Annotated in this window: 18 protein-coding genes and 1 pseudogene; 8 read left to right on the plus strand and 11 right to left on the minus strand. The window is 45.7% G+C overall.

From position 1 onward, the window contains the following. Positions 1 to 55 precede the first annotated feature (55 nt). Both LEP1GSC052_RS19605 and LEP1GSC052_RS19610 read right to left on the minus strand, forming a co-directional pair. Positions 56 to 2,138, minus strand: a pseudogene (locus LEP1GSC052_RS19605) (methyl-accepting chemotaxis protein). Continuing rightward, positions 2,135 to 4,246 carry a methyl-accepting chemotaxis protein gene (locus tag LEP1GSC052_RS19610; RefSeq protein ID WP_020986378.1) on the minus strand — a complete coding sequence of 704 codons (2,112 nt, stop codon included), beginning with the start codon at positions 4,244 to 4,246 and terminating at the stop codon, positions 2,135 to 2,137. Before LEP1GSC052_RS19610 ends, LEP1GSC052_RS19605 begins: the two are co-directional and overlap by 4 nt. Before the next feature lie 359 nt (positions 4,247 to 4,605). Between LEP1GSC052_RS19610 and LEP1GSC052_RS19615 the strand changes: the two genes are divergently transcribed. Beyond that, positions 4,606 to 5,013, plus strand: a complete 408-nt coding sequence (locus LEP1GSC052_RS19615) for a hypothetical protein (protein ID WP_010575970.1) — start codon at positions 4,606 to 4,608, stop codon at positions 5,011 to 5,013. Between the two features lie 93 nt (positions 5,014 to 5,106). Beyond that, on the plus strand, positions 5,107 to 5,508 hold the full coding sequence (locus tag LEP1GSC052_RS19620) for a hypothetical protein (RefSeq protein WP_010575969.1): 402 nt from the start codon (positions 5,107 to 5,109) through the stop codon (positions 5,506 to 5,508). 222 nt (positions 5,509 to 5,730) lie between these two features. Here the strand turns inward: LEP1GSC052_RS19620 and LEP1GSC052_RS19625 are convergent, their stop codons facing one another. Further along, a complete protein-coding gene (locus LEP1GSC052_RS19625; protein ID WP_010575968.1) occupies positions 5,731 to 6,948 on the minus strand; it encodes an aspartate kinase in 1,218 nt (405 codons plus the stop codon). Between the two features lie 123 nt (positions 6,949 to 7,071). On the opposite strand from LEP1GSC052_RS19625, the gene LEP1GSC052_RS19630 reads away from it, so the two are divergent. Then, positions 7,072 to 8,886 carry a sodium:solute symporter family protein gene (locus LEP1GSC052_RS19630; RefSeq protein WP_010575967.1) on the plus strand — a complete coding sequence of 605 codons (1,815 nt, stop codon included), beginning with the start codon at positions 7,072 to 7,074 and terminating at the stop codon, positions 8,884 to 8,886. A gap of 38 nt (positions 8,887 to 8,924) precedes the next feature. Here LEP1GSC052_RS19630 and LEP1GSC052_RS19635 read toward each other — a convergent pair whose 3' ends face one another. Then, entirely contained in the window at positions 8,925 to 9,425 is a 501-nt protein-coding gene (locus tag LEP1GSC052_RS19635; RefSeq protein ID WP_010575966.1) for a DUF4442 domain-containing protein, read from the minus strand. Positions 9,426 to 9,619: 194 nt separating this feature from the next. Here LEP1GSC052_RS19635 and LEP1GSC052_RS19645 point away from each other — a divergent pair, with 194 nt between their 5' ends. From LEP1GSC052_RS19645 to LEP1GSC052_RS19655, 3 genes are all read left to right on the plus strand, one after another. Beyond that, a complete protein-coding gene (locus tag LEP1GSC052_RS19645) occupies positions 9,620 to 12,364 on the plus strand; it encodes a TonB-dependent receptor plug domain-containing protein (RefSeq protein WP_244265288.1) in 2,745 nt (914 codons plus the stop codon). Between the two features lie 135 nt (positions 12,365 to 12,499). Then, on the plus strand, positions 12,500 to 13,249 hold the full coding sequence (locus LEP1GSC052_RS19650) for a YebC/PmpR family DNA-binding transcriptional regulator (protein WP_010575963.1): 750 nt from the start codon (positions 12,500 to 12,502) through the stop codon (positions 13,247 to 13,249). A gap of 105 nt (positions 13,250 to 13,354) precedes the next feature. Then, positions 13,355 to 13,852, plus strand: coding sequence for a crossover junction endodeoxyribonuclease RuvC (locus LEP1GSC052_RS19655; protein WP_010575962.1), 498 nt, complete (start codon positions 13,355 to 13,357; stop codon positions 13,850 to 13,852). Between the two features lie 194 nt (positions 13,853 to 14,046). Here LEP1GSC052_RS19655 and LEP1GSC052_RS19660 read toward each other — a convergent pair whose 3' ends face one another. Beyond that, positions 14,047 to 14,577, minus strand: coding sequence for a rhodanese-like domain-containing protein (locus LEP1GSC052_RS19660; protein WP_010575961.1), 531 nt, complete (start codon positions 14,575 to 14,577; stop codon positions 14,047 to 14,049). Positions 14,578 to 14,794: 217 nt separating this feature from the next. On the opposite strand from LEP1GSC052_RS19660, the gene LEP1GSC052_RS19665 reads away from it, so the two are divergent. Beyond that, complete coding sequence (locus tag LEP1GSC052_RS19665) at positions 14,795 to 15,691, plus strand: alpha/beta fold hydrolase (protein ID WP_208855703.1); 897 nt, start codon at positions 14,795 to 14,797, stop codon at positions 15,689 to 15,691. Between the two features lie 37 nt (positions 15,692 to 15,728). On the opposite strand, the gene LEP1GSC052_RS19670 is transcribed toward LEP1GSC052_RS19665, so the two are convergent. From LEP1GSC052_RS19670 to LEP1GSC052_RS19690, 5 genes are all read right to left on the minus strand, one after another. After that, entirely contained in the window at positions 15,729 to 16,934 is a 1,206-nt protein-coding gene (locus LEP1GSC052_RS19670) for a serine hydrolase domain-containing protein (protein WP_020985562.1), read from the minus strand. 76 nt (positions 16,935 to 17,010) lie between these two features. Then, positions 17,011 to 17,250, minus strand: coding sequence for a hypothetical protein (locus LEP1GSC052_RS19675; RefSeq protein WP_010575957.1), 240 nt, complete (start codon positions 17,248 to 17,250; stop codon positions 17,011 to 17,013). Positions 17,251 to 17,265: 15 nt separating this feature from the next. Then, on the minus strand, positions 17,266 to 17,532 hold the full coding sequence (locus tag LEP1GSC052_RS19680) for a hypothetical protein (protein ID WP_156892137.1): 267 nt from the start codon (positions 17,530 to 17,532) through the stop codon (positions 17,266 to 17,268). A gap of 22 nt (positions 17,533 to 17,554) precedes the next feature. Next, entirely contained in the window at positions 17,555 to 18,328 is a 774-nt protein-coding gene (locus tag LEP1GSC052_RS19685) for a type III pantothenate kinase (protein WP_010575955.1), read from the minus strand. Position 18,329: 1 nt separating this feature from the next. Next, a complete protein-coding gene (locus tag LEP1GSC052_RS19690; RefSeq protein WP_010575954.1) occupies positions 18,330 to 19,088 on the minus strand; it encodes a biotin--[acetyl-CoA-carboxylase] ligase in 759 nt (252 codons plus the stop codon). 526 nt (positions 19,089 to 19,614) lie between these two features. Between LEP1GSC052_RS19690 and LEP1GSC052_RS19695 the strand changes: the two genes are divergently transcribed. After that, positions 19,615 to 20,208: a DUF1554 domain-containing protein gene (locus tag LEP1GSC052_RS19695; protein WP_010575953.1), complete on the plus strand. Its 594-nt coding sequence runs from the start codon at positions 19,615 to 19,617 to the stop codon at positions 20,206 to 20,208. A 262-nt stretch (positions 20,209 to 20,470) separates the two neighbouring features. On the opposite strand, the gene LEP1GSC052_RS19700 is transcribed toward LEP1GSC052_RS19695, so the two are convergent. Continuing rightward, entirely contained in the window at positions 20,471 to 21,796 is a 1,326-nt protein-coding gene (locus LEP1GSC052_RS19700) for a thiolase family protein (protein WP_010575952.1), read from the minus strand. Between the last annotated feature and the right edge of the window lie 24 nt (positions 21,797 to 21,820).

The raw sequence follows: 21,820 nt of genomic DNA on the forward strand, positions 1-21,820 counted from the left end.
AAATCTAAGAATCAAAAGTGAAATTTCTTTTTGGTCCTGAACGTAATTCTCCCTTTCAGTTGGTTCTGAATTTACCGATGAGTTGTCCGAGGTTTTCCGCTTGTCCGTGCATGTTTCCCGAGAATGAGGTGAGATCGTCCGCGCCCGCGGCGATTTCCTGAGTTCCGTCGGAGATGCTAACGATCGTTTTTGTGATTTCGTCCGTTGCTCTTTTTTGTTCGAGAACCGCTTCTTCGATTTGTAAACTGAAGGTCATGAGTTCGTTCGCGCTTTGAGAAATTTCTTTCTTTCGTGTTTTCTTCCTGAGTTTTCACGGAAGTCAAAACGTTCTTTGCGTAACGATCGAATTCTTCGACTTGTTCTCTGAGTTTTTTAAGAACGTTAGACGCTTCCGAAACTTTCGTATTTCCGTTTAATACGGCGTTGTTTGTGGAATTTACAAGAGCCCCGATTTCTTGAACACTCGTGGAAGTTTGCGAAGCAAGTTTTCCGATTTCTTCCGCGACGACTGCGAATCCTTTTCCCGCTTCTCCGGCTCTTGCTGCTTCGATGGCTGCGTTTAACGCGAGAAGGTTTGTTTTTTCCGAAATCTCGGTGATGATGGAAAGAATTTCCGTAATCCGAGACGCGCTTTCACCGATCGCGCCCATGGCGCTCGTAGATGCGACCATCGCATTCTCGCCCGTAACTCCTTGTTCTTTAGATTCAGCCGCAAGTTGGACAAGATCCTGCATTTCCCGATTGATGTTTACGATTTGTTCTTTGAGTCGAACTACGTTTCCGTCGATTTCTTTCATGCTGGAAACCGCTTTCTCCATGGACTTTCCGACGTTTTGAGCGGAAGCCGAGAGTTCTTCAACCGCCGCCGAAGATTCTTCCGCAGCGGACGCTTGTGTTTGTGCGACATCGGAAAAACTTCTCGAAGAATCCGCCATCTTTTCGGACGTATCTTTCAACACATTCGCCGAACCTCCGATTTCACGAACGACTTTCAAAAGATTCTCCCGCATCTGGTTCATCGAACCGAGCAAGGTTCCGATTTCGTCGGAGCGGTGATACGTTTTTTCCGCGACAAGATTTCCCTTTGCGATTTCTTCCGAGAAACCGATCGCTTTGAGAAGTCCGGAAGTAATCAATTTTTGGAATATAAAATTCAAACAGATCAAAACCGAAATCAAAATCAAAATCGCGGTTAAGAAACTTTTGAAAAGTATGTTTAAAACTTCCGTAGTGTAGATCGAGTTCGGAATGCTTACCTGCATCACCCAATAACTTTTATCCTTACCGACGTGAAACGGAAAGTAGTAGTGCGTATGCCCGTCCGCGTCTCGGATGAATTCTTTTCCTTCCGCGCTTTCTTTAAGATAGAAGTCCAATTCTTCCTTGTCTTCGATGGTTTTTCCCACGAGTTCCGGTTTGTTTCCGTGAACCGCATAAACACCCTTAGGCGAAAGTAAGGTCAGATAACCTTGATCCCGAAACGGTTTTACGCCGCCGAAGATTTTTTGTAGTTCTTCGATCTTCAAATCGATTCCCGCCGCGCCACGGAAGTTATCACCCAAGCTGATCGGTGCGACCAAGGAGATCATAAGAATTTTTTCACCGCCCACAACCGTATAAACATAAGGATCCGTAACTAAATATACGTTTTTCTTTTTGGGAATTTGATAGAAATCGCCGCTCGGATCCGTGTTGTCGTAGCCGACTCCCGCTTCGAGAGTGCTCTTACCCGGATCTTTTGTCTGATGAACATAGGCGACGAATCTTCCGCTCGCGTCGTGTCCCGGAGCGTTTTTATACTTCGCGTCCTGTCCGTCATACGCGTTCGGTTCGTAGACGAACCAGATTCCGTAAAAGTTCGGATTTCGGTTTAACACTTCCTTCATGGATTCGATCATCGCTTCTCTCGGAGGAGAAGTGAACATCAAAGGAGAACGAAATCCCCTCACATAAAACATAGCCGCGTCGAGAATGTCCTTCACTTCCAAGGACCAACGTTCGGATGTGAGTTTGGAACTTCCTTCCACTTCCTTTTTTAAGTTTTGATACGAGGTGATCGAGTTGATTACCGCGAGAATGGAAAATCCGAGAAAGAGAACCGCCGCAAGATAAATGGAAATTCGAGTACGAATGCTCATGAATTTTTCTCCGTTGATTGATTGAGATCGCCATCGGCGACTTTGAACTTGCCGATGAGTTGTCCGAGTTGTTCGGCTTGTCCGTGCATTTCACCCGAGAATGAAGTGAGATCGTCCGCGCCCGCGGCGATTTCCTGAGTTCCGTCGGAGATGCTCACGATCGTTTTTGTGATTTCGTCCGTTGCTCTTTTTTGTTCGAGAACCGCTTCTTCGATTTGTAAACTGAAGGTCATGAGTTCGTTCGCGCTTTGAGAAATTTCTTTCGTGTTTTCTTCCTGAGTTTTCACCGAAGTCAAAACGTTCTTTGCGTAACGATCGAATTCTTCGACTTGTTCTCTGAGTTTTTTAAGAACGTTAGACGCTTCCGAGACTTTCGTATTTCCGTTTAATACGGCGTTGTTTGTGGAATTTACTAACGCCCCGATTTCTTGAACACTCGTGGAAGTCTGTGAAGCAAGTTTTCCGATTTCTTCCGCAACGACTGCGAATCCTTTTCCTGCTTCTCCGGCTCTTGCTGCTTCGATGGCTGCGTTTAACGCGAGAAGGTTTGTCTTTTCCGAAATCTCGGTGATGATGGAAAGAATTTCCGTAATCCGAGACGCGCTTTCACCGATGGCGCCCATGGCGCTTGTGGAAGCGATCATCGCACTTTCTCCGGTCACACCTTGTTCTTTGGATTCGGCGGCGAGCCTAACGAGATCCTGCATTTCCCGATTGATGTTCGCAATTTGTTCTTTAAGACGATCCACGTTTCCGTCGATTTCTTTCATGCTGGAAACCGCTTTCTCCATGGACTTTCCGACGTTTTGTGCCGAAGCCGCGAGTTCTTCGACAGCCGCCGAAGATTCTTCCGCAGCGGACGCTTGTGTTTGTGCGACATCGGAAAAACTTCTCGAAGAATCCGCCATTTTCTGAGACGTTCCTTTGAGTTTGGAAGCGGAGGCTCCGATTTCACGAACGACTTTCAAAAGATTCTCCCGCATCTGGTTCATCGAACCGAGAAGGGTTCCGATTTCGTCTTGTTGTTCGTGAGAACTTTGTGCGACAAGATTTCCCTTTGCGATTTCTTCGGAGAAACCGATCGCTTTGAGAAGTCCGGAAGAAATCAATTTTTGGAATATAAAATTCAAACTCAAAAGAACGACGATCAATATGACTAACGTGGAAACAAAACTTCGAAACAGAATGCCCGCGATGTCGTCCCGATAAATCGAATTCGGAATGCTTACCTGCATCACCCAAAATCTTTTTTCTTTTCCGATATGAAACGGAAACAGATAATGCGTATAACCGTCCGCGTCCGCAGTGAATTTTTTTCCTTCCTGGCTGAGTTTGAGATACGTTTGCATATGCTCTTCGGGAATCGACTTACCGACCAAACCCTTATCCAAGCCGTTGACCGCATAAATCCCCTTAGGTGAAATCAGAGCCACGTATCCCTGATCTCGAAACGGTTTCGTATTTCCGATCAGCTTTTGGAGTTCCTCCAACTGATAATCGATTCCGGCCATTCCGTAATAACGGTTGTCCGCGCTGATGGGAACCGTGAGCGAGATCATGAGAATTTTGACATTACCTTCGATTTCGTAATAATACGGATCGGTCACGAAAGGGTCGTTGAGTTTTTTCGGAATCTGGTACCAATCCCCTTCCGGGCCGGTGCTATCGTAGAACTTGCAAGGTTCGAGAACGATTTCTTCCTTTGTTTTTCCGCGATGAAGATACGGAACGAATCTTCCCGTGGAATCGTGTCCGGGGGTATTGACGAACTGCGCGTCCTTTCCGTCGTACGCGTTCGGTTCGTAGGCGACGCTTGCTCCATATAAATTATCATTTCGCTTTAATATTTCTCGAAGAGAACGGATCACTTCAGTTCTGCCGGGAGAAGCGAATAGAAGAGGAAAACGGAAACCTCGAATCAAGGCCATCGTCGTATCCAAATGATCCTTTACTTCGAAAGTCCATCGTTCTGCGGTTACTTCCGAACTGCTGATCACTTCTTTTTTTAGATTTTGATACGCGCTGTAAGAATTGAAACCGGCTAAAACCGAAAATCCGATGAAAAGAACGACGGAAAGATAAAGCGAAATGCGAAAACGAATGCTCATTGCATGCTCCGAAGGAGTTACTTGAGAAATAGCAAAAGATGATTAAAGAAGATGGGACGAAAAGCTCGAGCAAAATATTGCCAACTTATAAAAAAATCATAATTTTTCCCCTCCGGCGCGGAGAAATTTCTCTATGTCTCATTTAAGTTTGAGGAGGGCATTTGCCGAACGGAAAGCATCTCTTCGAAAACGAATTTGATAAGCGAAATCATAAAATGGAGATCAAGTTTTCGGATAAAAAAGTGACGCTTACTCATTCATCCCCGATTAACGGTTGTCCGATCCCGTTTCTTTGATAAGTTAGAATGAAATAAACAGACTTTTCGAGTTTCCTTCAATCTACTTTGGAGGTTTTAGTCATGTCGCTTTCAGCGCGCAAATTGCTTTTAAGAATCAACGGGATCATGCTTATGATCGCTTCCGTCGTAGCGTTCTTGGTCCTCGATATTCTCGGGATATTTTTCGGCAAAGGACCGGCCCGATTCGTTTTGGAAGGCCAGGAATTTATGGGAGTCGGCGCGTTCGAAGCCCACGGACTTGCGTTTATCCTCGCGGTTCTTTTGTATCGAGCGGAACCGAAACGTTCCTGGCATATTGTGGCGATCGCGATCCATTCTTTATTAGGAACTGCGAATATTCTTATGTGGGGAATTTTCATCGCCATACACAATCTGCCGATGGGTTACGTCACGACCGGGATGCACTGGACTTTTGTCTTTCTGCAACTGCTCGCCGTTTTGTGGACGGACGAAGAGAAACGTTCGTAGTCGATCCAATCTTTAAAAAAAATCTTTCGGACAACGATTCTCGAAAGAAATCCGCAAGCGTGAGTTCCCTTTTTACGAATACTCGGAGGTACTATGACAGTTTCCACACGTCGATTGATTTTACGCGTAAACGGGATCGTTTTGATTCTCGCTTCCACCGTAAGTTTTTTCGTTTTGGATATATTAGGAATTTATTATGGATTCGGACCGGAAGGTCGGATTCTACAAGGACACGAGTTTTTGGGAATCGGCTTTTTCGAAGCGCACGGTCTCGCGTTGATACTCGGGATTCATCTGTTCCGCGCGGAACCGAAACGTTCCTGGCATTTGACCGCGATGGGGGCGCATTTCACATTAGGAACCGCTAATTTACTTTTTTGGAAGATATTTATCGTTTCGGGAAGTCTTCCGATGGGTTACGGAACTACGGGGATGCACTGGTTTTTCGTTCTTCTTCAGTTGCTCGCGGCGATTCGATCTCCCAAGGAGGAATGATCTTGAGGCGCGCGTTTTCTTTTCAAATCGTGGGAGAATTCTCCGTTTAAAAAGAGAACGCGTTCGCCTTCGGGAAAAAATAGTAAGAATTAAGAATATTCTAGATTCCTAAAATAAAAAAGACCGGTTCCGTTCGGAGGTCCGGTCTTTTTTGTTCCGATCTGAATTCCCCCGCGCAAAAGGATCGCGCGGAACGCAAATCTCGCCTTCGACGGCTCGGGTTTATGCCGAAAGGCCGAACACGTCGTGGATCTTGTTGATCGCGACTTTCGCCTGATCTTCGGGGATCACACAGGAGATTTTGATTTCGGAAGTGGAGATCATTTCGATGTTGATTCCGTTGTCCGCGAGCGCTTTGAACATTCCCGCCGCAACTCCGACGTGCGATTTCATTCCCACTCCGACCGCGGAAACGATCGCGATACTTTCGTTGATTTCGGGCTCTTTCGCGTTATGCGCCTTTGAAAATCCCTGAAGGATCGGTTTCGCTTCGAGAACGTCCTTTTTAGGAATCGTAAAGGAGATCGTATTGATTCCGTTATGCGGAGAGGATTGTACGATCATATCCACAAGAATATGTTTGGAGCTGAGTTCTCCGAAAAGTCCCGCGGCTAAACCCGGTTTATCGGGAACGCCCGCGATCGTAATTCTCGCCTGATCGCTCTTTGCGGTGACTCCGCTTACTTTTAATTTTTCCATAATCTTATCCTCGCTCACTACAAGGGTTCCTTGGTTTTCGTTGAAGCTGGAGCGGACGTGAATGACCACGTCGTAGTTCATTCCTAATTCGACGCTTCTGGAATGAAGAACTCCCGCGCCTAAACTCGCAAGTTCGAGCATTTCTTCGTAAGTGATCTGCGTATGTTTTTTTGCGTTCGGAACGACTCTCGGATCGGCGGTATAAACTCCGTCCACGTCCGTATAAATTTCACATTCTTTCGCGCCGAGAACCGCCGCGACTGCGACCGCGGAAGTATCCGAGCCGCCTCTTCCCAAAGTGGTGATGTTTTCTTCCGCGTCGATTCCTTGAAATCCCGCGATGATGACTACCTTTCCTTCTTTGAATGCGGAGTCGATTCGGGAACGATCGATCTCCATGATCTTCGCGTTGGAGAAGTTTCCGTCCGTAAGAAGTTTGATTTGAGAGCCCGTAAAAGAAGTTGCGGGAACTCCGATTTCCCAAAGGGCCATGGCGAGAAGGGCCGTTGAAATTTGTTCTCCCGTGGAAAGGAGCATATCCATTTCCCGTTTCGGAGGGTTCGATGAAATTTTAGCCGCGAGATCCACGAGTTCGTCCGTGGTATGTCCCATCGCGGAGACCACAACTGCGACCTGTTGTCCTTTGTCGTGGTAGGACTTGATTCTTTTTGCAACGTTCTGGATTCTTTCCGGGGTTCCCACGGAAGTTCCGCCGTATTTTTGAACGATGATGTTTGCCATAACCTTATCAGTCATGTTTTTCTTTCGGGACGGGGGATCAAGAGAATTCGATTTTGATTCTCCGATTTTGGAAAGAGGGTTTCGTTCTTAGGAAAGGCTTTAAAACTGACGAAAGAAGAAAATATGTTCAGCATCCTCGATTGGTCCATTCTTTCCTTGTATCTCTTTTTTGCGTTCGGCGCGGGAGTTCTGCTTTCTCCAAAGGCGGGTAAAAGTCTCGTTTCGTATTTCGTAGCCGATCGTAAACTTCCTTGGTGGTGGCTCGGAACTTCGATGGTGGCGACTACGTTTGCGGCGGATACTCCGCTTGTGATCACTGGTTTTGTCGCAGCGGATGGAATTTCGGCGAACTGGTTTTGGTGGAGCTGGGCGATCGGTTATATGGCGATGACCGTTTTTTTTGCGGGCAAATGGAGGAGAATGGAAGTTCTGACCGACGTGGAGTTCGTCGAACTTCGATACGGCGGCAAACCTGCCGTGATCCTTCGCATGGTCAAAGCGTTCTATTTAAGTATATTAGTAAATTCGATTGTACTCGGATGGGTGTTTAAGGCGATGTCCAAGATCACGGGTCCGTTTTTGGATTGGAAGGATCTGATCGGCGCGGACGCTTTTTCGATCGTACAAAGTTTGTGGCCTTCTTTTTTAATATTCGATTCTTTGAATAATACGATCACCGTTTTGATTTTATTTTTGGTCGTCGTGATCTACAGCAGTATGGGAGGAATCCAAGGTGTGATTCTTACCGACTTGGTTCAGTTCGCTTTGGGAATGGGAGGCGCGATCCTCTTCGCTTTTTATGCGGTTTCCAGTCAGGGAGGAATTTCCGGTCTTCTTACCAAGATGGAGGAGGTTTATCCCGATCAACACGAATCGATTTTGAGTTTTTGGCCGGACTTTCAGGACGCCTCTTTGCCGTTTACGGTTTTTCTAATATTCGTTTCCGTTCAATGGTGGGCTCAGTATTATTCGGACGGTTCCGGTTATCTCGCACAAAGAATTCACACCGCAAAAAATCCGAAGGAAGCGGAGAAGGGTTCCCTTTGGTTCAACGTCGCCAACTTTATGGTGAGAACCTGGCCCTGGGTTTTGACCGCGCTCGTCACGTTAGTCGTCTTTCCCTTGCACGATCCTACGAGATATTTTTCGGAGGGACAACTCGTCGCGGGAGATCGCGAAATGGGTTATCCGGTTTTGATGAAGCTCATTCTTCCGAGCGGAGTTTTGGGAATCGTGTTCGCGAGTTTGATGGCCGCCTTTATGTCGACGGCCGATACGCATATCAACTGGGGCGCGAGTTATCTCGTGAACGATTTTTATCTTAGATTTTTACACCCGAGCGCGGACGATAAGACCTTGGTGAGAGTGAGCCGGATCGCGGTCGTTCTGATGTCGATCATCGCGATCCTCGTCGCAACGCAGATTCAATCGATTGCAAGCGCGTGGAAATTTCTTTTGGCGTTCGCGTCGGGGATGGGTTTGCCTCAAATTCTCAGATGGATTTGGTGGAGAACCAACGCTTGGACCGAACTCTCGGGAATGATCACCGCGTTGATTCTTTCCTTGATCTTATACCCGACGTTTCCGGACGTCCGATCGGAATATCTTTTGTTCTGGGTGGCGATCGGTTCCGTGATCGTGTCGATCGTGGTTACGCTTTTGACTCCTCCGGTTCCGCAGGAAACGTTAGACGCCTTTGTAAAAAGGGTAGAACCTTTCGGTTTTTGGAAAGGACGGGACAGCAAGGAAAAACTGGACGAGTTTCGGGAAAAGATCGTTCTTTGGATTCTCGGAACGGTCGCGTTGTTCTTCGGAATGTTTTCCTTGGGATATTTTTTCCTTCTGCGGTTTCCGCAAGGCGCCTTTTGTCTGATCGGTTTTGCGTTTTTCGGAACTGTTTATTGGAGAAAAGAATTCGGACCTAAGGCAAAAGTATAATATTCTCAATTTAGAATATTAGAAACGCGTGAATTGTTTTATTTTTTGACGGTTGACGCTTTTCTTTTGGAGAAGTCCGGTTTTTTGCGGACGTAGATCGTCTTGCGGACCTGCGCGACGAGGGTTCCGTTTCCCTCAATCACTTCGATGTCTATGTCGAAATTCGTCTTTTTCTTTTGATCGCATTCTTCCTTGATTTTCAGAATGTTTTCGGAGGAAATCTTAACGTCCGCAAACACGTCTTGAGACGTCGCTTTCACATAACGTATAAAAACGTCCGTGTCCCAGAGAAGATACGGATCTCCCAAATTATGTTTGAGTAAAAACAAGGGAATCGGGTCCACGAACGCGTAAAGAGAACCTCCGAAATGGGTTCCCATCAATCCTCTGGTTTTGCGGTTGAATGGAAGTTTGACCTTCATTTCCCGAAAGTCCTGCGAGATCCGTAAAATTCTCCCTCCGCAACGCCAATACACAGGCCACCGAAGAAGCATATTCAGCTGAAAGAAAAACAAGGATAAAAAGCGGATCGGATTCATATAAGAATATAGTTTTATATCAAACTAATTGTTTTCAAATGTCAATATTAAATTTTCCGATTCGGCGCCGAAGTTTCGAAAAATTTCTTTCGGATTTTTAGATCGGGCGTGACGGCGTTTCGGAAGCGTTTTTTGCGGGAATTTATCGATTGAAAAACGAGTCCTTTTTTATTTTCTGAACCTTCGGGAAGAATATGAAAGAATCGGCTCCATTCACATCGACGTTGTTTTTGATTCTTTCTTGGGTTTTCGTTTTGGTTGTCTTTTTCCATTCTCCCTTGTTCGCGCAAAAACCCTTACTGGTGGAAGTTGTGATCACCGATGAAACGGGGAATAACGCGGTTTCAAATACGCCGGTCGTATTCCAGGAAATCGGAAAGTATCTCATTACGAACGGAGAAGGTTCCGTAAAGGTCGCCTTTCCCGCTCCGGGAACTTACAACCTGAGAATTATGACTTCCGAAAAGGTTTTTAAAAAAACGGTGACCGTGGAATACGACGGTCAGAAAAAATTTCTTTTCGTTCGTAAGCCCGTTCCCGGAGAGATCAACGTTTACGGCGATAAGGATTTGGAATCCCTTTCGAGATACACATTGAATCAGGAAGAAATTCGAAGATTGCCCGGCGCTCAAAACGACGCGTTGAAGGCGATTCAAACCCTTCCCGGAATCGCGGCCGTTCCTCCGATCGGTTTGTCCTCGTCTTCGTTTAACAATTTGGTCAACAGCGTGGGGAACTCGAACCCGTATTCGAACAGCGAACGCGGTTTTTTGGTGATGCGCGGAGGCGGAACGCTCGCCAACGGTTATTATCTGGACGGTTTTCCGATGACTTATCCCTATCACCTGGGCGACCAATCTTCCGTACTAAATAATAATATTATAAAGTCGTTTAATATTTACTCGGGCGCGTTTCCCGTGCAGTTCGGTTTTGCGACGGGCGGGATCATCGACATTCGAACCCCCGACGCGGTCGCTAAAACTTTTTCCGTAATCAATCTGAACACGTTTCTTTCCGACGTGTATCATCAGAATAAGATCGCCGAGAATTTATACGCGATCGTTTCCGCGAGAAAATCCTATCCGAACGTTACGATGTTGAAGTTGTATCCGGAAGGAATTCCTCAGGATGCGAAATACGCGGACTACGAGGACTATCAAGCCAAGTTCAATTGGAAACCGGGAAACAATCATACGTTCAACGTTCTTCTTTTCGGAGCCAAGGATAAACAGAAATACACGAAGGCTCAGGACGATTTCGAAAACAGTAAAAAAGAATTCTTAGGTCTTTCCACTTTGCAGGAAGCTGCGTCGGGCCGTCCTCCCGTGGGTTTGGAGCGATTGTTTCGAACGAGCGGTTTCCGTTATACGTATAATAATAAATCCTGGTTCGAAACCTCCGTGTCTCTTTCGAACAATTATTTTCGAGAGAATTTCGAAGTGAACTTCAACAATCCGTTGACCGCCGAGCTGATCTTCGGTTTGCAGAACGTCACCACTCAGAATATTAACTTTTTGGAAAATAATACGAGGGTCACTCTGATTGAAAGACATCTAACGTTTCGTTTCGGAGGACAACTTAGGGAAAAGACGATTCAACTTCAGGGCGAGGACATCAAATCTTCCAATTCCACCTTTCTCGATTTTTTCAACAGCCTTTTGGATTCCAATCGTCAGTTCCGCGCTTTGATCGAAGGGGATCATATTCATACGAGAGAGATCGCGGGTTTTGCCGAGTTGGAATTTAAGATCGGCGGTTTCAGCGTTCTTCCCGGTTACAGACACGACTACTACGATAAGGTGCACGAAAAACGGGACGCGTTTCGCGGAAGAGCCGAGTATGAAATTCTTAAAACCGGAACGAAATTTTTGGCGGGAACGGGAGAACACTACAACGCTCCGTTGCAGATCGAACAGTATTCCGCGAGATCTGGAAATCCGAATCTGAAGATGGAACATTCGATTCATTCTTCCGTGGGAATCGAACAAAGAATCTCTTCGGATTATATCATCAAGGTGGAAGGCTTTCATAATCAGTATTCCAATCTTGTTACGCCCGATTCTTACGTTCAAGATCCGTATCAACCGAACAACGAAAAACGAGACATCGTAAATCATACCGCCGACGTAGAAAAAAATCCTTACATAGTCAGAAACATGAACTACTCGAATTCAAGGGACGGTTATTCGAGAGGTGTGGAGTTTTTTCTAAAAGCCAATCAGGGTTCGGCGAGAAGATTCTTCGGTTGGATTTCTTATACGAATTCCGTTTCGAAAAGAAACAACCACCAGCCCCAACTTACGGACGACGAGGAAAAACAAAGAACGAAGGATAACCGAGGTCATAGACTTCAATACCAATTGCACGAAGGCGGAAACTATCTCAATTACTACGACGACGGCAAGTTCGAACTTCTCGTCGACAACGACAAACTGCTGTTATACGATTACGATAGAACGCATATTCTCAACATCGTGTTCGCTTGGAAGTTCGGTCAGAGTTGGCAGATCGGAAGTAAATATACGTATCTTACGAACGTCCCGATCACTCCGATCGTCGGTTCGAACAAGGCCGCGGCGATCGCTTCCACGGGTATCAATTTATACAATCCGAAGTACGCGGACCATTATAACTCGGGGAGATGGCCAGACTTTCATCAGCTCGATATTCGTATCGATCGTTTTATGAACTATCAATGGGGTTACGTGAACACGTACATCGAACTCATCAATTTTTTCGGAAACAGAAATCAGATCAGTCAGACGTTCAATAACTTCGGAGCTTACTCGAGGGACGCGGTGACCAATCCTCTGACGGGTATCACGACTCCGAGCAATCCGGCCCCGGTATATAATTCCAATTACATCGAGTCCACGGCCATCGGAGGAAAGGTGAAATATTATCCTTTGATCAGCGTCGGGATTCAGATTAAGTTTTAGGATTTTCGGATCGGACCGCATTCTCCATTCGAAAAGGATGGACAGAATGTCTTTTTTTTGATTTCTGGAAAGTATCATTTAGAATCAACCTTGCTTGATTCTGTCATCAAAAGCATTTCATAGGGGATAGCACTCATGTCCGGACATTCGAAGTGGGCAACGATCAAACGTAAGAAAGACGCGATCGATTCCAAACGCGGAGCCATTTTTACCCGAGTAGGAAAAGAAATCACAGTAGCCGCAAAGATGGGAGGAGGAGATCCGGAAGGAAATCCGAGACTTAGACTCGCGGTGCTGAAAGCCAAGTCAGTGAACATGCCCAAAGACAATATAGAAAGGGCGATCAAAAAAGGAACCGGAGATTTGGAAGGAGTCACTTACGAAGAGTGTCTCTACGAATGTTTCGGACCCGGCGGTATCGCGATCATGGTATCCGCCGTTACCGATAAAAAATCGAGAACGACTCCGGAGATCAAAAGTATTCTTACCAAGTTGGGAGGTTCTCTTGCGACTTCCGGTTCGGTGAGCAGACTTTTTGAAAAGAAAGGAGTGATCGTTTTGGAATCCGCTCAGATCGGAGAAGACGAATTGGTCGATCTCGCGGTCGGAGCCGGAGCGGAGGACGTGATCAACGAGGGCGACGTTTACAGAGTGATCACCGCACCAGACGATTACGAAACCGTTCTACACGCGTTGAACGAAAAAGGACTCAAAGCGGAAGAATCAGAAATTCGTTATATCGCTTTGGTCAGTTCGGAAATCGCGGACAAGGAAGTTGCAGAAAAAGTAATGAAGTTGATCGATCAACTCGACGGTCACGACGACGTTACTTCCGTTACTTCCAACTTCGAATTGGCGGAATCGCTCGAAAAAGAATTTGAGTGATCTTCTAAAAAATCCTTTCATCTCTTCTCTCTTTCTTGTTGGGAAAGGGAGAAGCGGATCTTCCCTCTTTCCCTTTTTCCTTTCCTTCTTTCGGGAGTTTTTCATTTGAGAATCATCGGAATCGATCCGGGTTCGCATAGAGCCGGTTATGCGGTTTTGGAAAAGGCATCTTCTAAGATTCGGATTCTTACCTACGGAACCGTAGAAGTTCCTTCGGGAACTCCGAGTCCCGAGAATCTTTTGATCCTTCGAAAAGGTCTTGTCGATCTTTTGGAAGAATATAAACCTGCGATCGCTTCGGTAGAGGAGATGTTTTTTGCTAAGAATAAAAAAACCGCGTCTCGTGTGTTCGAATCCCGAGGTGTTCTTTTGCTTACATTAGCGGAATTGAATATTCGAATTTTAGAACCTACCGTTTCTCAAATCAAAAAGGGAACCACGGGAAGCGGAACGGCGGATAAAAAACAGATTCGCCAAGCGTTGAAGATTCTTTTGGGAATCGATCTGCTCAAAGGCCACGACGATTCTTGGGACGCGGTCGCGGCGGCTTATGTCGGGCTTTCGATGAGCTCCAGTCCTTTGCTCGGAGCTCGGGTTCGTTGACGAACCTTCGTCGTATCTCCGACGATTTTTTAGTGAAACGCGCCGGGCCCCGCCCGAGTTAGGGTGGAGGTGGAGAGGTGGTGGGCAAATTCGCAAGATCCTTCTCTAACAGAAAATCGGCTTTTCGTAAAGTAAAATTCCGAACTCAAACTCTTGTCGTACCTCCGACAACGAGCGATTCAAAATAATCTTGATTACTCCACTTCACTTCCTTCGAACGGAATCTTCGTCGTTTTGACGTCCAAAAGAGGACCGAGTTCGTAGACATTCTGATAACCGTACGCTTTGAGCGAAATGAATGTGGAAAGGTTCAGAGATGCCGCCGGAGCTTTTGCGGCAAAGGCTTGAGGACTTCCGGTAAAATTATTATTGCAGTATATTAAAACTTTAGAATGTAAATTCGGGATCGCATGAGCCAAGGATTCTTTTGTGAACTCCGTAAACGGAAGGCTCACCGCGCCTCGGATATGTCTGAGTTTGTAACGCGATTCGGAACGCGCATCCAAAAGAACGACGTCCTCGTTTTCGATCATTCTTAAAAATTCCTCTTCCGTAAGACGTTTGGCCTCTCTTTCCTCCGAGGAAGAATTGACCGTATTCTGAAACGTTTTGTAGTCGATGAGCCGATTCGGAATTCTGTTTTTGGATTTGATCACGGTTTTCTCCTTCCCGATAAGAATGCCGCCTATACAAAGAATCGATAAAAAAATCAAAAGATTTCTCATATTCTCCTCCGAATTGAATTGGATCTTGGATCCAAAAAATCGAATGTCAACCCGGTTTTTTGAAAGCGTTCTATAAGAATAACATTTAAGACCGACTTTCTTTGATCGGAATCGCCCATATCGTGTGTAAAAGAACGCTCGCAAATTCTGGGTTTTGGAAGAAGCGGTTAACGTATCTTTTTGGAAAAATATTTTCAAGGGAAAAGGCTTTTATAAATTGGTAAATCCAAACGAGGAAACGATCAAAGTGAGTAAGAATCGAATCGAAGGTTTTATAAAATCCGAAGAATGGAATCTTCAATATATCGCGGAAGGACAAGGTCCGGATTTGTTCGTAATCGGGAGCGCGCTTTATTACGATCGAAGTTTTTCAAAAAACCTGCGCGATTCTTGCAGAATGATTTTTGCGGATCATAGGGGTTATGCGAACGGAAGTTCTTCCACGGATAAAAAGGATTTTTCTCTGGATATCGTTTTGGAGGATATGGAACGCGTTCGAAAAAAACTCGGATTGAATCGCGTCATTTTACTCGGACATTCCGGTCACGGTTATATGGCTCTCGAATACGCGAAAAAATATCCGCAAAACGTATCCCATCTGATCTTGATGTGTATGACTCCCGATCTATCCAAAAAAAGTCACGAGTTGATCGAATCGTATTTTCAAGAGAACGCTTCCGCCGATCGCAAGGAATATTTCGGAGAAAGAATGTCCAGACTCGGAGAAGCGATTTCGAAAGACCCAGAAAGCGCATTCAAATTATTTAATGTATATGCGGGCGCCCGAAGTTGGTATGATTTCAAATACGATTCTTCTTGGCTTTGGCGGGACGTTCCCGTAAACACCGCGTTCTTCGATCACGTTTGGGGAGAAATTTTCCGCGACATCGATATCAAACCGAAACTCGATAAGATCGAAGCGCCCGTTTATCTCGCTCTCGGAAGACACGATTATCTGATGCCTCCCGCTTATCTTTGGGAACCCGTTTTACCGCTTTTTAAGGATATAACTTTGCGTTATTTCGAAAAGAGCGGACATACGCCCCAACTTGAGGAACCGGAAACGTTCGATCGCGAACTTCTTTCCTGGTTAAAGGAGAAGAAGGCGCTTTAAACGCGTTTTCTTTTCAATCGGACTTCGCTTAACAAAATCAGCGGATCGCTTCCGCAATCGATCTCGCGATAAAAGGCCATTGATAGTTCGGATCCGGCTCGCTTCCCAAACGAACGATCACCGTACGGGTCGACGGAGAAACATAAATCAACTGACCCAGATTGCCCCGAGCCATAAAATCATAGGATTGATCCGAGTTTTTTAAACCCCACCAATGATATTTATAAAAGCCGCCCAACTTCGGCCAAAATGGAAAGACCTTCCATTCTCTTGAGTCCTGCGGATTCGGAGAGGTCGCTTCCTGAACCCAACGTTCGGAAAAAATTTTTTTACCGTTCCAATTTCCTCGATGTAAGAATAAAAGACCGAAACGCGCCAGATCGACCGCGCTCGCTTTAAAACCTACGAGAGTTCTTTCAAAACCTTTTTCCTCGCTGTCCAAGGTCCAAAAGGAATCGAATTCCATCCCCATCGGCTCCCAGATTTTTTTCTGAGTATATAAGGAAACGCTCATATTAGTCGCACGTTCTAAAATGATTCCTTCCAAAATCGGATAATAATCGTTGTAATTGAACGAGGCTCCGATCGGATTCTTACCGGCCTTTAAAGTCGAAACGATTCCTCTTAAATCGTTTCCGTAAAACGTTTGAATATCGGGAGAGAACGGAATGAACAAAAAAAAAGTGTCTTCGATTCTTTGATAGTCGATCCCCGAAGACATGAGCAACAAATCTCGAATCGTTAAAGGATCCAATCCCTTGTTTTTCAGTTCGGGGATATATTCGATCACTGGATCGTCTACGCTTCGGATCTTGCCTTCTTCGATCGCGATTCCGATCAACGTCGATACAATCGACTTGGAAACCGAGAATACTGAATAAACCGAATTCCTTCCGGAATTTTTACCATATTTTTCGAGAACCACTTTGTCGTTTTTGACAACGACTAAGGCGTCGGTTTCCGTACGTGTAAACAAATCGTCTAAGGAGGAAGATTCTTTTCCTTTCATCGTTTGAAAGGTGAGAATATTAGGAAAAATGAATTCTTTATTTTCGGGTAGTTTTGAAACGGGAGGAGACGCGAGGACTTTTTTTACCGGAAAGATATCGTTGGTTTTCGTATCGGGATACACATTCGTGATCGCCCTATAATACGTTCCGTTCGCGTCGCAACCTGCAATCAAAACTGCACAAATACAAACATAAGCGTACGCAACCGAAATTAAAAACCGTCTTCGAATCATCAAAACAACCCCGGAGTTTTTTTGTTAAGCGACATTCCAAATCCCAAGGGACAAAGAACTTTGATTAGACCGTAACTCAACCCGGAAGGTTTAGGGAAAACCATTCTTCCTGTGAGGAGCTCGTTCTTTGTTCGTTTGAAACTTTCGCCGCAATCTTTTCTTGAGCACGTCGAATCGCGGCTGAAACCCAGGAATGAGAAATCGAATTTCCGGCGACTTCGAGTTGTTTCATCAGTTCGGCGACTTTTTCTCCTCCGAATTTTTGGAACAAGGGTTCGTCGAGCGAGGAAAAAACCGTGATCTCTTTGAACTTCAAAGAAAGAAACAGGTCCTATTCCGTTTTACGAAGAGGATGGTGTTCGCAGAAGATAGGCGTTCGATTGAAAAGGTCCGCGGCGGAAAGTTCGCGTGCGTAGGCGAGGTTCGGGGAATTCTCCCCTAAATCAAGAACGGTTTGAAACTTTCGAAACGATTCCTCGAACCAGAACGCGAACAGATACGAATCGTTCTTACGCAGAAGTCTTTTACATTTTTCTAATTTAGAATTTTGTGAAATCCAAACCTCGTCCGTAATCGGAACGGACGGTTGGCGTTTCAAAAAATCGAACATGATTCGAAACTTATCGATTCATCTGATGAAGGATTTGTAAACCGCGCAGAGTCAAAAGCGGATCGATCTTATCGAAGATTCCCGGATGAGCCGCGTCGATCACCGTGACCAAACCGCCGGTTCCGATCACTCTATAATCGTCGCCTTTGTCTTTTTTGATTTCGCGAATGATTCCTTCCAAAAGACCGATCCAACCGAAGAAGAATCCGGCTTGAATCGATTCGATCGTCGAATCGCCTAAGATTTTTTCGGGAGATTGAAATACGATCGGAGGAAGTTGAGAAGTGTTTCGAGTCAGCGCGTCCATGGAAACTTTCAAACCCGGTGCGATCACACCTCCTAGATATTCCGGTTTTTCGCTCACCACACAGAAAGTGGTCGCGGTTCCCAAGTCGATGATGATGGATTTTCCGGGAGAATCGATCACGGACGCCGCGGCGTTTACGAGACGATCCGCTCCGATTTCGTATGGTCTCGGATAAGCGATCGCAAAAGGAAGATTCATCTGATAGTGAACGCGAACGGCTTCGATCTTAAACCAATCCAAGAACATTCTATCCAAGATCGGATTTAAAGTAGGAACGACGCTGGAATAAATTCCGCCGGTGATCGCTTCGTTTTCGATTTTGAATTCTCTTAAGAATCCCTTGAAGAACAGTCCGAGTTCGTCGGACGTTCTATCTTTTCGAGTAACGGTTCGTTTGTGAAAGAGAGGAGTGGTCTTCCCGTTTTCGAAAATTCCGAAGACCGTGTTCGTATTGCCTACGTCGACTACTAAGAGCATTTTAGTTTAGAGAATGGAAGTCCTCCGGGCTGTCAATGAAATCCAGCCGTGTTCCGGAAGGAGTTTTGAGGATTAAGGAGCCGTTTTCACCCAATCCTTCCAATACTCCCGTCAGGAGTTGGCCGTTTTCCGTATAACTTACGGACTGGCCTTTCCAAAGTAGGAGTTCGTTTAACAAAATCAGTTCCTTTTTTCTTCCTTCGGAATCCTTCCAAAGAAGAATCGCCTCGTTTAAAAACGGAATCAGCTTTTCCAAGATCTCGCTTTTTTTACCGGCGCGATCCGGATTCGTGTTCAAGAATCCCGCGTCGCTGAGATGGGAAGGAATCGAATCCACATTCCCGAATAAGTTCAATCCGATTCCTATGATCAGAGTGATGGAAGAACCTTCGATCTCCGACTCTATTAGAATTCCTGCAACCTTTTTCTTTCCTCTGTATAAATCGTTCGGCCATTTGATTTTAATGTCGCGGGTAAGTTCTGGATAAACGGAAAGAATGGCTTTGCAAAGCGCGGTTCCGATAAACAAGGAAAGGCCCGGTCCTCCGTCGAAATTTTCGAGTCCGATTTTTCCGGAAAAGATCAGGGATTCTTCTCCGAAAACTTCCCAGGTTCTATCCTTTCTTCCTCTACCTGCGGTTTGTTCTTCCGCGACGATCCAAGTTCCGTGCGGGAACTCTTTGCTTTTGATGACTGTGTTTGTCGATGTTACCGATTGTAAGAAGATTCCTTTTTCCGGTTGAAGTAAAACATTCTGCATGGCCAATACCATCCTCGCATCGACCGAATGCGCAAGAAGAAAAATGCTCCGACCAAAATCGGTTAATGCGAAATGATAAAGTGGATGAAAGGCTCTTTATTTTTTTGAATCTGCGAATTGTTTTTACAAGATCGCTCATATTTTAAGCAAAGAATGGAATAGATCCCTTGTTTCTCTGTCCGGATGGCAGTTGAGTAGAATGATGATTCTACAACTTAAGAAAGATAGGAGTTCCTACATTTTGAAAAAGAATTCTGGAGAATCGGATCCAACCTCGTTTTCCACAGTGTAGGAACTCCAACTCAAACGCTCCGATCGGTTTCATTTCGGTTTAAATCGAAGTGAATTATAAATATTAATATTCTTATTATATTTTGAATTGACATCCTTTTTAAATTTATAATTTATTTGCGTTATGAAATTACCCCTGAAATCACAACTAACGTGTTTCTCTTTAATTCTTGTTATACTATCCTTTCTGACGATCCAATGCAAATCCTCCTCGGACGACGGAAATGAGAACGTTGTGATCGCCGCTTTGGCGCTGTTAGTCGCTCAAAATAATGCGGCCAACGGCGGATCGAGCGATTCTAAACTTCGTGTTTTTGTAACCGCGACTTCCTATGACGGAAATCTCGGCGGGATCAACGGAGCGGATACGAAATGTTCGACCGATGCCAACAAACCTTCGACCGGAACGTATAAGGCTTTTATCACCGGAGATTCGGGCGGTTTAGGAAGAAGATACGCTTGTATCAACGACGGTGTCGTATGTCCGAGTAATCCGACCACTGGAGCGAAAAACTGGATCTTACAAGCAAGTAAGGATTATTATCGAATCGATCAAACCACAAAGGTATTTACGACCGATGCGAACGGTTTGATTTCCACTGTGAGCAATCCCATCCAAGCAACGGCGGCTTCGTTTTGGTCCGGGTTTGTTGCGACCACGACCGATTGGTCTGCGGCGGGAACGGGAACTTGCGGAAACTGGCAGAGTAACGCGTTCGGTAACAATGGAAACGCGGGACAAGCGAATGCGGCGACGGTGGCCTTAAAAGGAAGTACGATTCCGGCCTGTGATTCGGCTCCTCAGAAACTTCTCTGCGTAGAACAATAACCGTTCAACGATAACGAATCGTAAAAAATAAAGAGAACGAAACGTTCTCCATAAAAGAAAAAACCCCGAAAAAATCGGGGCTTTTTTAATTTCCATTCTCCCTTGAGAAAGAATGCGCTTTCAGTCGAACTTAGCGGACCGCTTTTTAACTCAGCGGTTCACTCCCTAAACTCAGCGGAACGGCTCTCTGAGGATCCGTTCCGGGGCGTTCGCCAGATCGCGTTCTAGGTCGATTGCACTTTAGAAAAATCTAAAGTTCTAATTAACCTTTGTATCTTTCGATCAACATGGATCCTGCGATTCCACCGTGAGCACAAGCGGTGATCACGACTTTGTTCGCGGACGGATCTTCTTTCAAATCCATGATCGCGTTTGCGATCAAACGGATTCCGGTCGCTCCGAACGGGTGACCGATCGCGATAGAACCGCCGTTCGGGTTGATCTTTTTCGCGTCGAAGGATTTTTCCCAATCCCAGCCGGTGTCCATTTTGATTTGCTCGAGAGCTCCAACCGCGGTAGCGGCGAAAGCCTCGTGGATTTCAACGTAGTCGACGTCTTGGATTTTTAAACCGACATCGGCAAGAAGAGCTTCGGTGGCCGCAGCTTGACCGATTCCCATGTTGTTCGGATGAACGCCTTTCATGTTCCATCCGGAAACCACGGCTTCGATCGTAAGACCGAGTTCTTTCGCTTTTTCAACGGTAGTAACGATCACACCCGCCGCTCCATCGGAACGAGGACTTGCGTTGAAGATGGAAACCGTAGGTCCGTGGGATTTTTTAAGATCCTTCGCGTATTTGGTTTTGAATTCTTCGAACTTCATCGCAGGGTTATCGAACATAAGCATAGCGCGTCCCATACGAGTCGGGTTTTCCACCAGGCCTTCACGGAGACCAACCGCTTCGTCGATCGTAAGCTCGTTGCCTTCGTCGTCTTTCATAGGGATGATGTAAGGAGCGTATTTTCCAGCTTTAGAAGCTTCTAATGCTCTTTTGAAAGATTCGAACGCGAGTTTGTCTTGGATCTCACGGGAAAGAGCGTAGTTCTGAGCTACGATTTCGGCAGTCACCTGCATACCGTAAGAAGTTTCTCCGTCGCCGAGTCCGTCTTCCAAAGTATCTCTGAGTTCAACGCCTTCCGGAAGATTGTCTGGAAGAAGTTTTTTAAGTTTATCAAGAGAACCCGCTTTTTTGTTCAAACGAGCGTTTTTAACGATGAAAGGCATGGAAGTTTGGGATTCTTCGCCGATTGCGAGGAACACTTCGCCTTCACCGAGAACGATTCTACGAGCCGCTTCCGCAACCGCTTCCATACCGGAAACGCAGTTATTCGCAACGGTGATACAGGCGATCTCGTCTCTCATTCCGACCAGGTTCGCGATCACTCTTGCAGAGTTAGGCGCGTTACTAAATCCTTCTCCAACAACAACTCCGTCGATTTGAGACGGCTTCAATTTGCTTTTAGCGAGAATATCTTCTGCGACTATTTTCCCCAGGTGATGACCAGGGTATGGTCCCAGAGCTTTCGCGATCTGAGCAAAAGGAGTTCTTCTTGGCGTACAAATTGCCAAAGGTTTTGCTAATTTCATTTTCTTTCTCCAGACTTCAAATTC

Origin of the sequence: Leptospira kmetyi serovar Malaysia str. Bejo-Iso9 (assembly GCF_000243735.2) — a bacterium.
Lineage (GTDB): Bacteria > Spirochaetota > Leptospiria > Leptospirales > Leptospiraceae > Leptospira > Leptospira kmetyi.

Excerpts from the sequence above, each read along its gene's own strand:
- LEP1GSC052_RS19610 (WP_020986378.1), bottom strand. The coding sequence starts at position 4,246 with ATGAGCATTCGTTTTCGCATTTCGCTTTATCTTTCCGTCGTTCTTTTC.
- LEP1GSC052_RS19615 (WP_010575970.1), top strand. The coding sequence starts at position 4,606 with ATGTCGCTTTCAGCGCGCAAATTGCTTTTAAGAATCAACGGGATCATG.
- LEP1GSC052_RS19620 (WP_010575969.1), top strand. The coding sequence starts at position 5,107 with ATGACAGTTTCCACACGTCGATTGATTTTACGCGTAAACGGGATCGTT.
- LEP1GSC052_RS19625 (WP_010575968.1), bottom strand. The coding sequence starts at position 6,948 with ATGGCAAACATCATCGTTCAAAAATACGGCGGAACTTCCGTGGGAACC.
- LEP1GSC052_RS19630 (WP_010575967.1), top strand. The coding sequence starts at position 7,072 with ATGTTCAGCATCCTCGATTGGTCCATTCTTTCCTTGTATCTCTTTTTT.
- LEP1GSC052_RS19635 (WP_010575966.1), bottom strand. The coding sequence starts at position 9,425 with ATGAATCCGATCCGCTTTTTATCCTTGTTTTTCTTTCAGCTGAATATG.
- LEP1GSC052_RS19645 (WP_244265288.1), top strand. The coding sequence starts at position 9,620 with ATGAAAGAATCGGCTCCATTCACATCGACGTTGTTTTTGATTCTTTCT.
- LEP1GSC052_RS19650 (WP_010575963.1), top strand. The coding sequence starts at position 12,500 with ATGTCCGGACATTCGAAGTGGGCAACGATCAAACGTAAGAAAGACGCG.
- LEP1GSC052_RS19660 (WP_010575961.1), bottom strand. The coding sequence starts at position 14,577 with ATGAGAAATCTTTTGATTTTTTTATCGATTCTTTGTATAGGCGGCATT.
- LEP1GSC052_RS19670 (WP_020985562.1), bottom strand. The coding sequence starts at position 16,934 with ATGATTCGAAGACGGTTTTTAATTTCGGTTGCGTACGCTTATGTTTGT.
- LEP1GSC052_RS19685 (WP_010575955.1), bottom strand. The coding sequence starts at position 18,328 with ATGCTCTTAGTAGTCGACGTAGGCAATACGAACACGGTCTTCGGAATT.
- LEP1GSC052_RS19690 (WP_010575954.1), bottom strand. The coding sequence starts at position 19,088 with ATGCAGAATGTTTTACTTCAACCGGAAAAAGGAATCTTCTTACAATCG.
- LEP1GSC052_RS19700 (WP_010575952.1), bottom strand. The coding sequence starts at position 21,796 with ATGAAATTAGCAAAACCTTTGGCAATTTGTACGCCAAGAAGAACTCCT.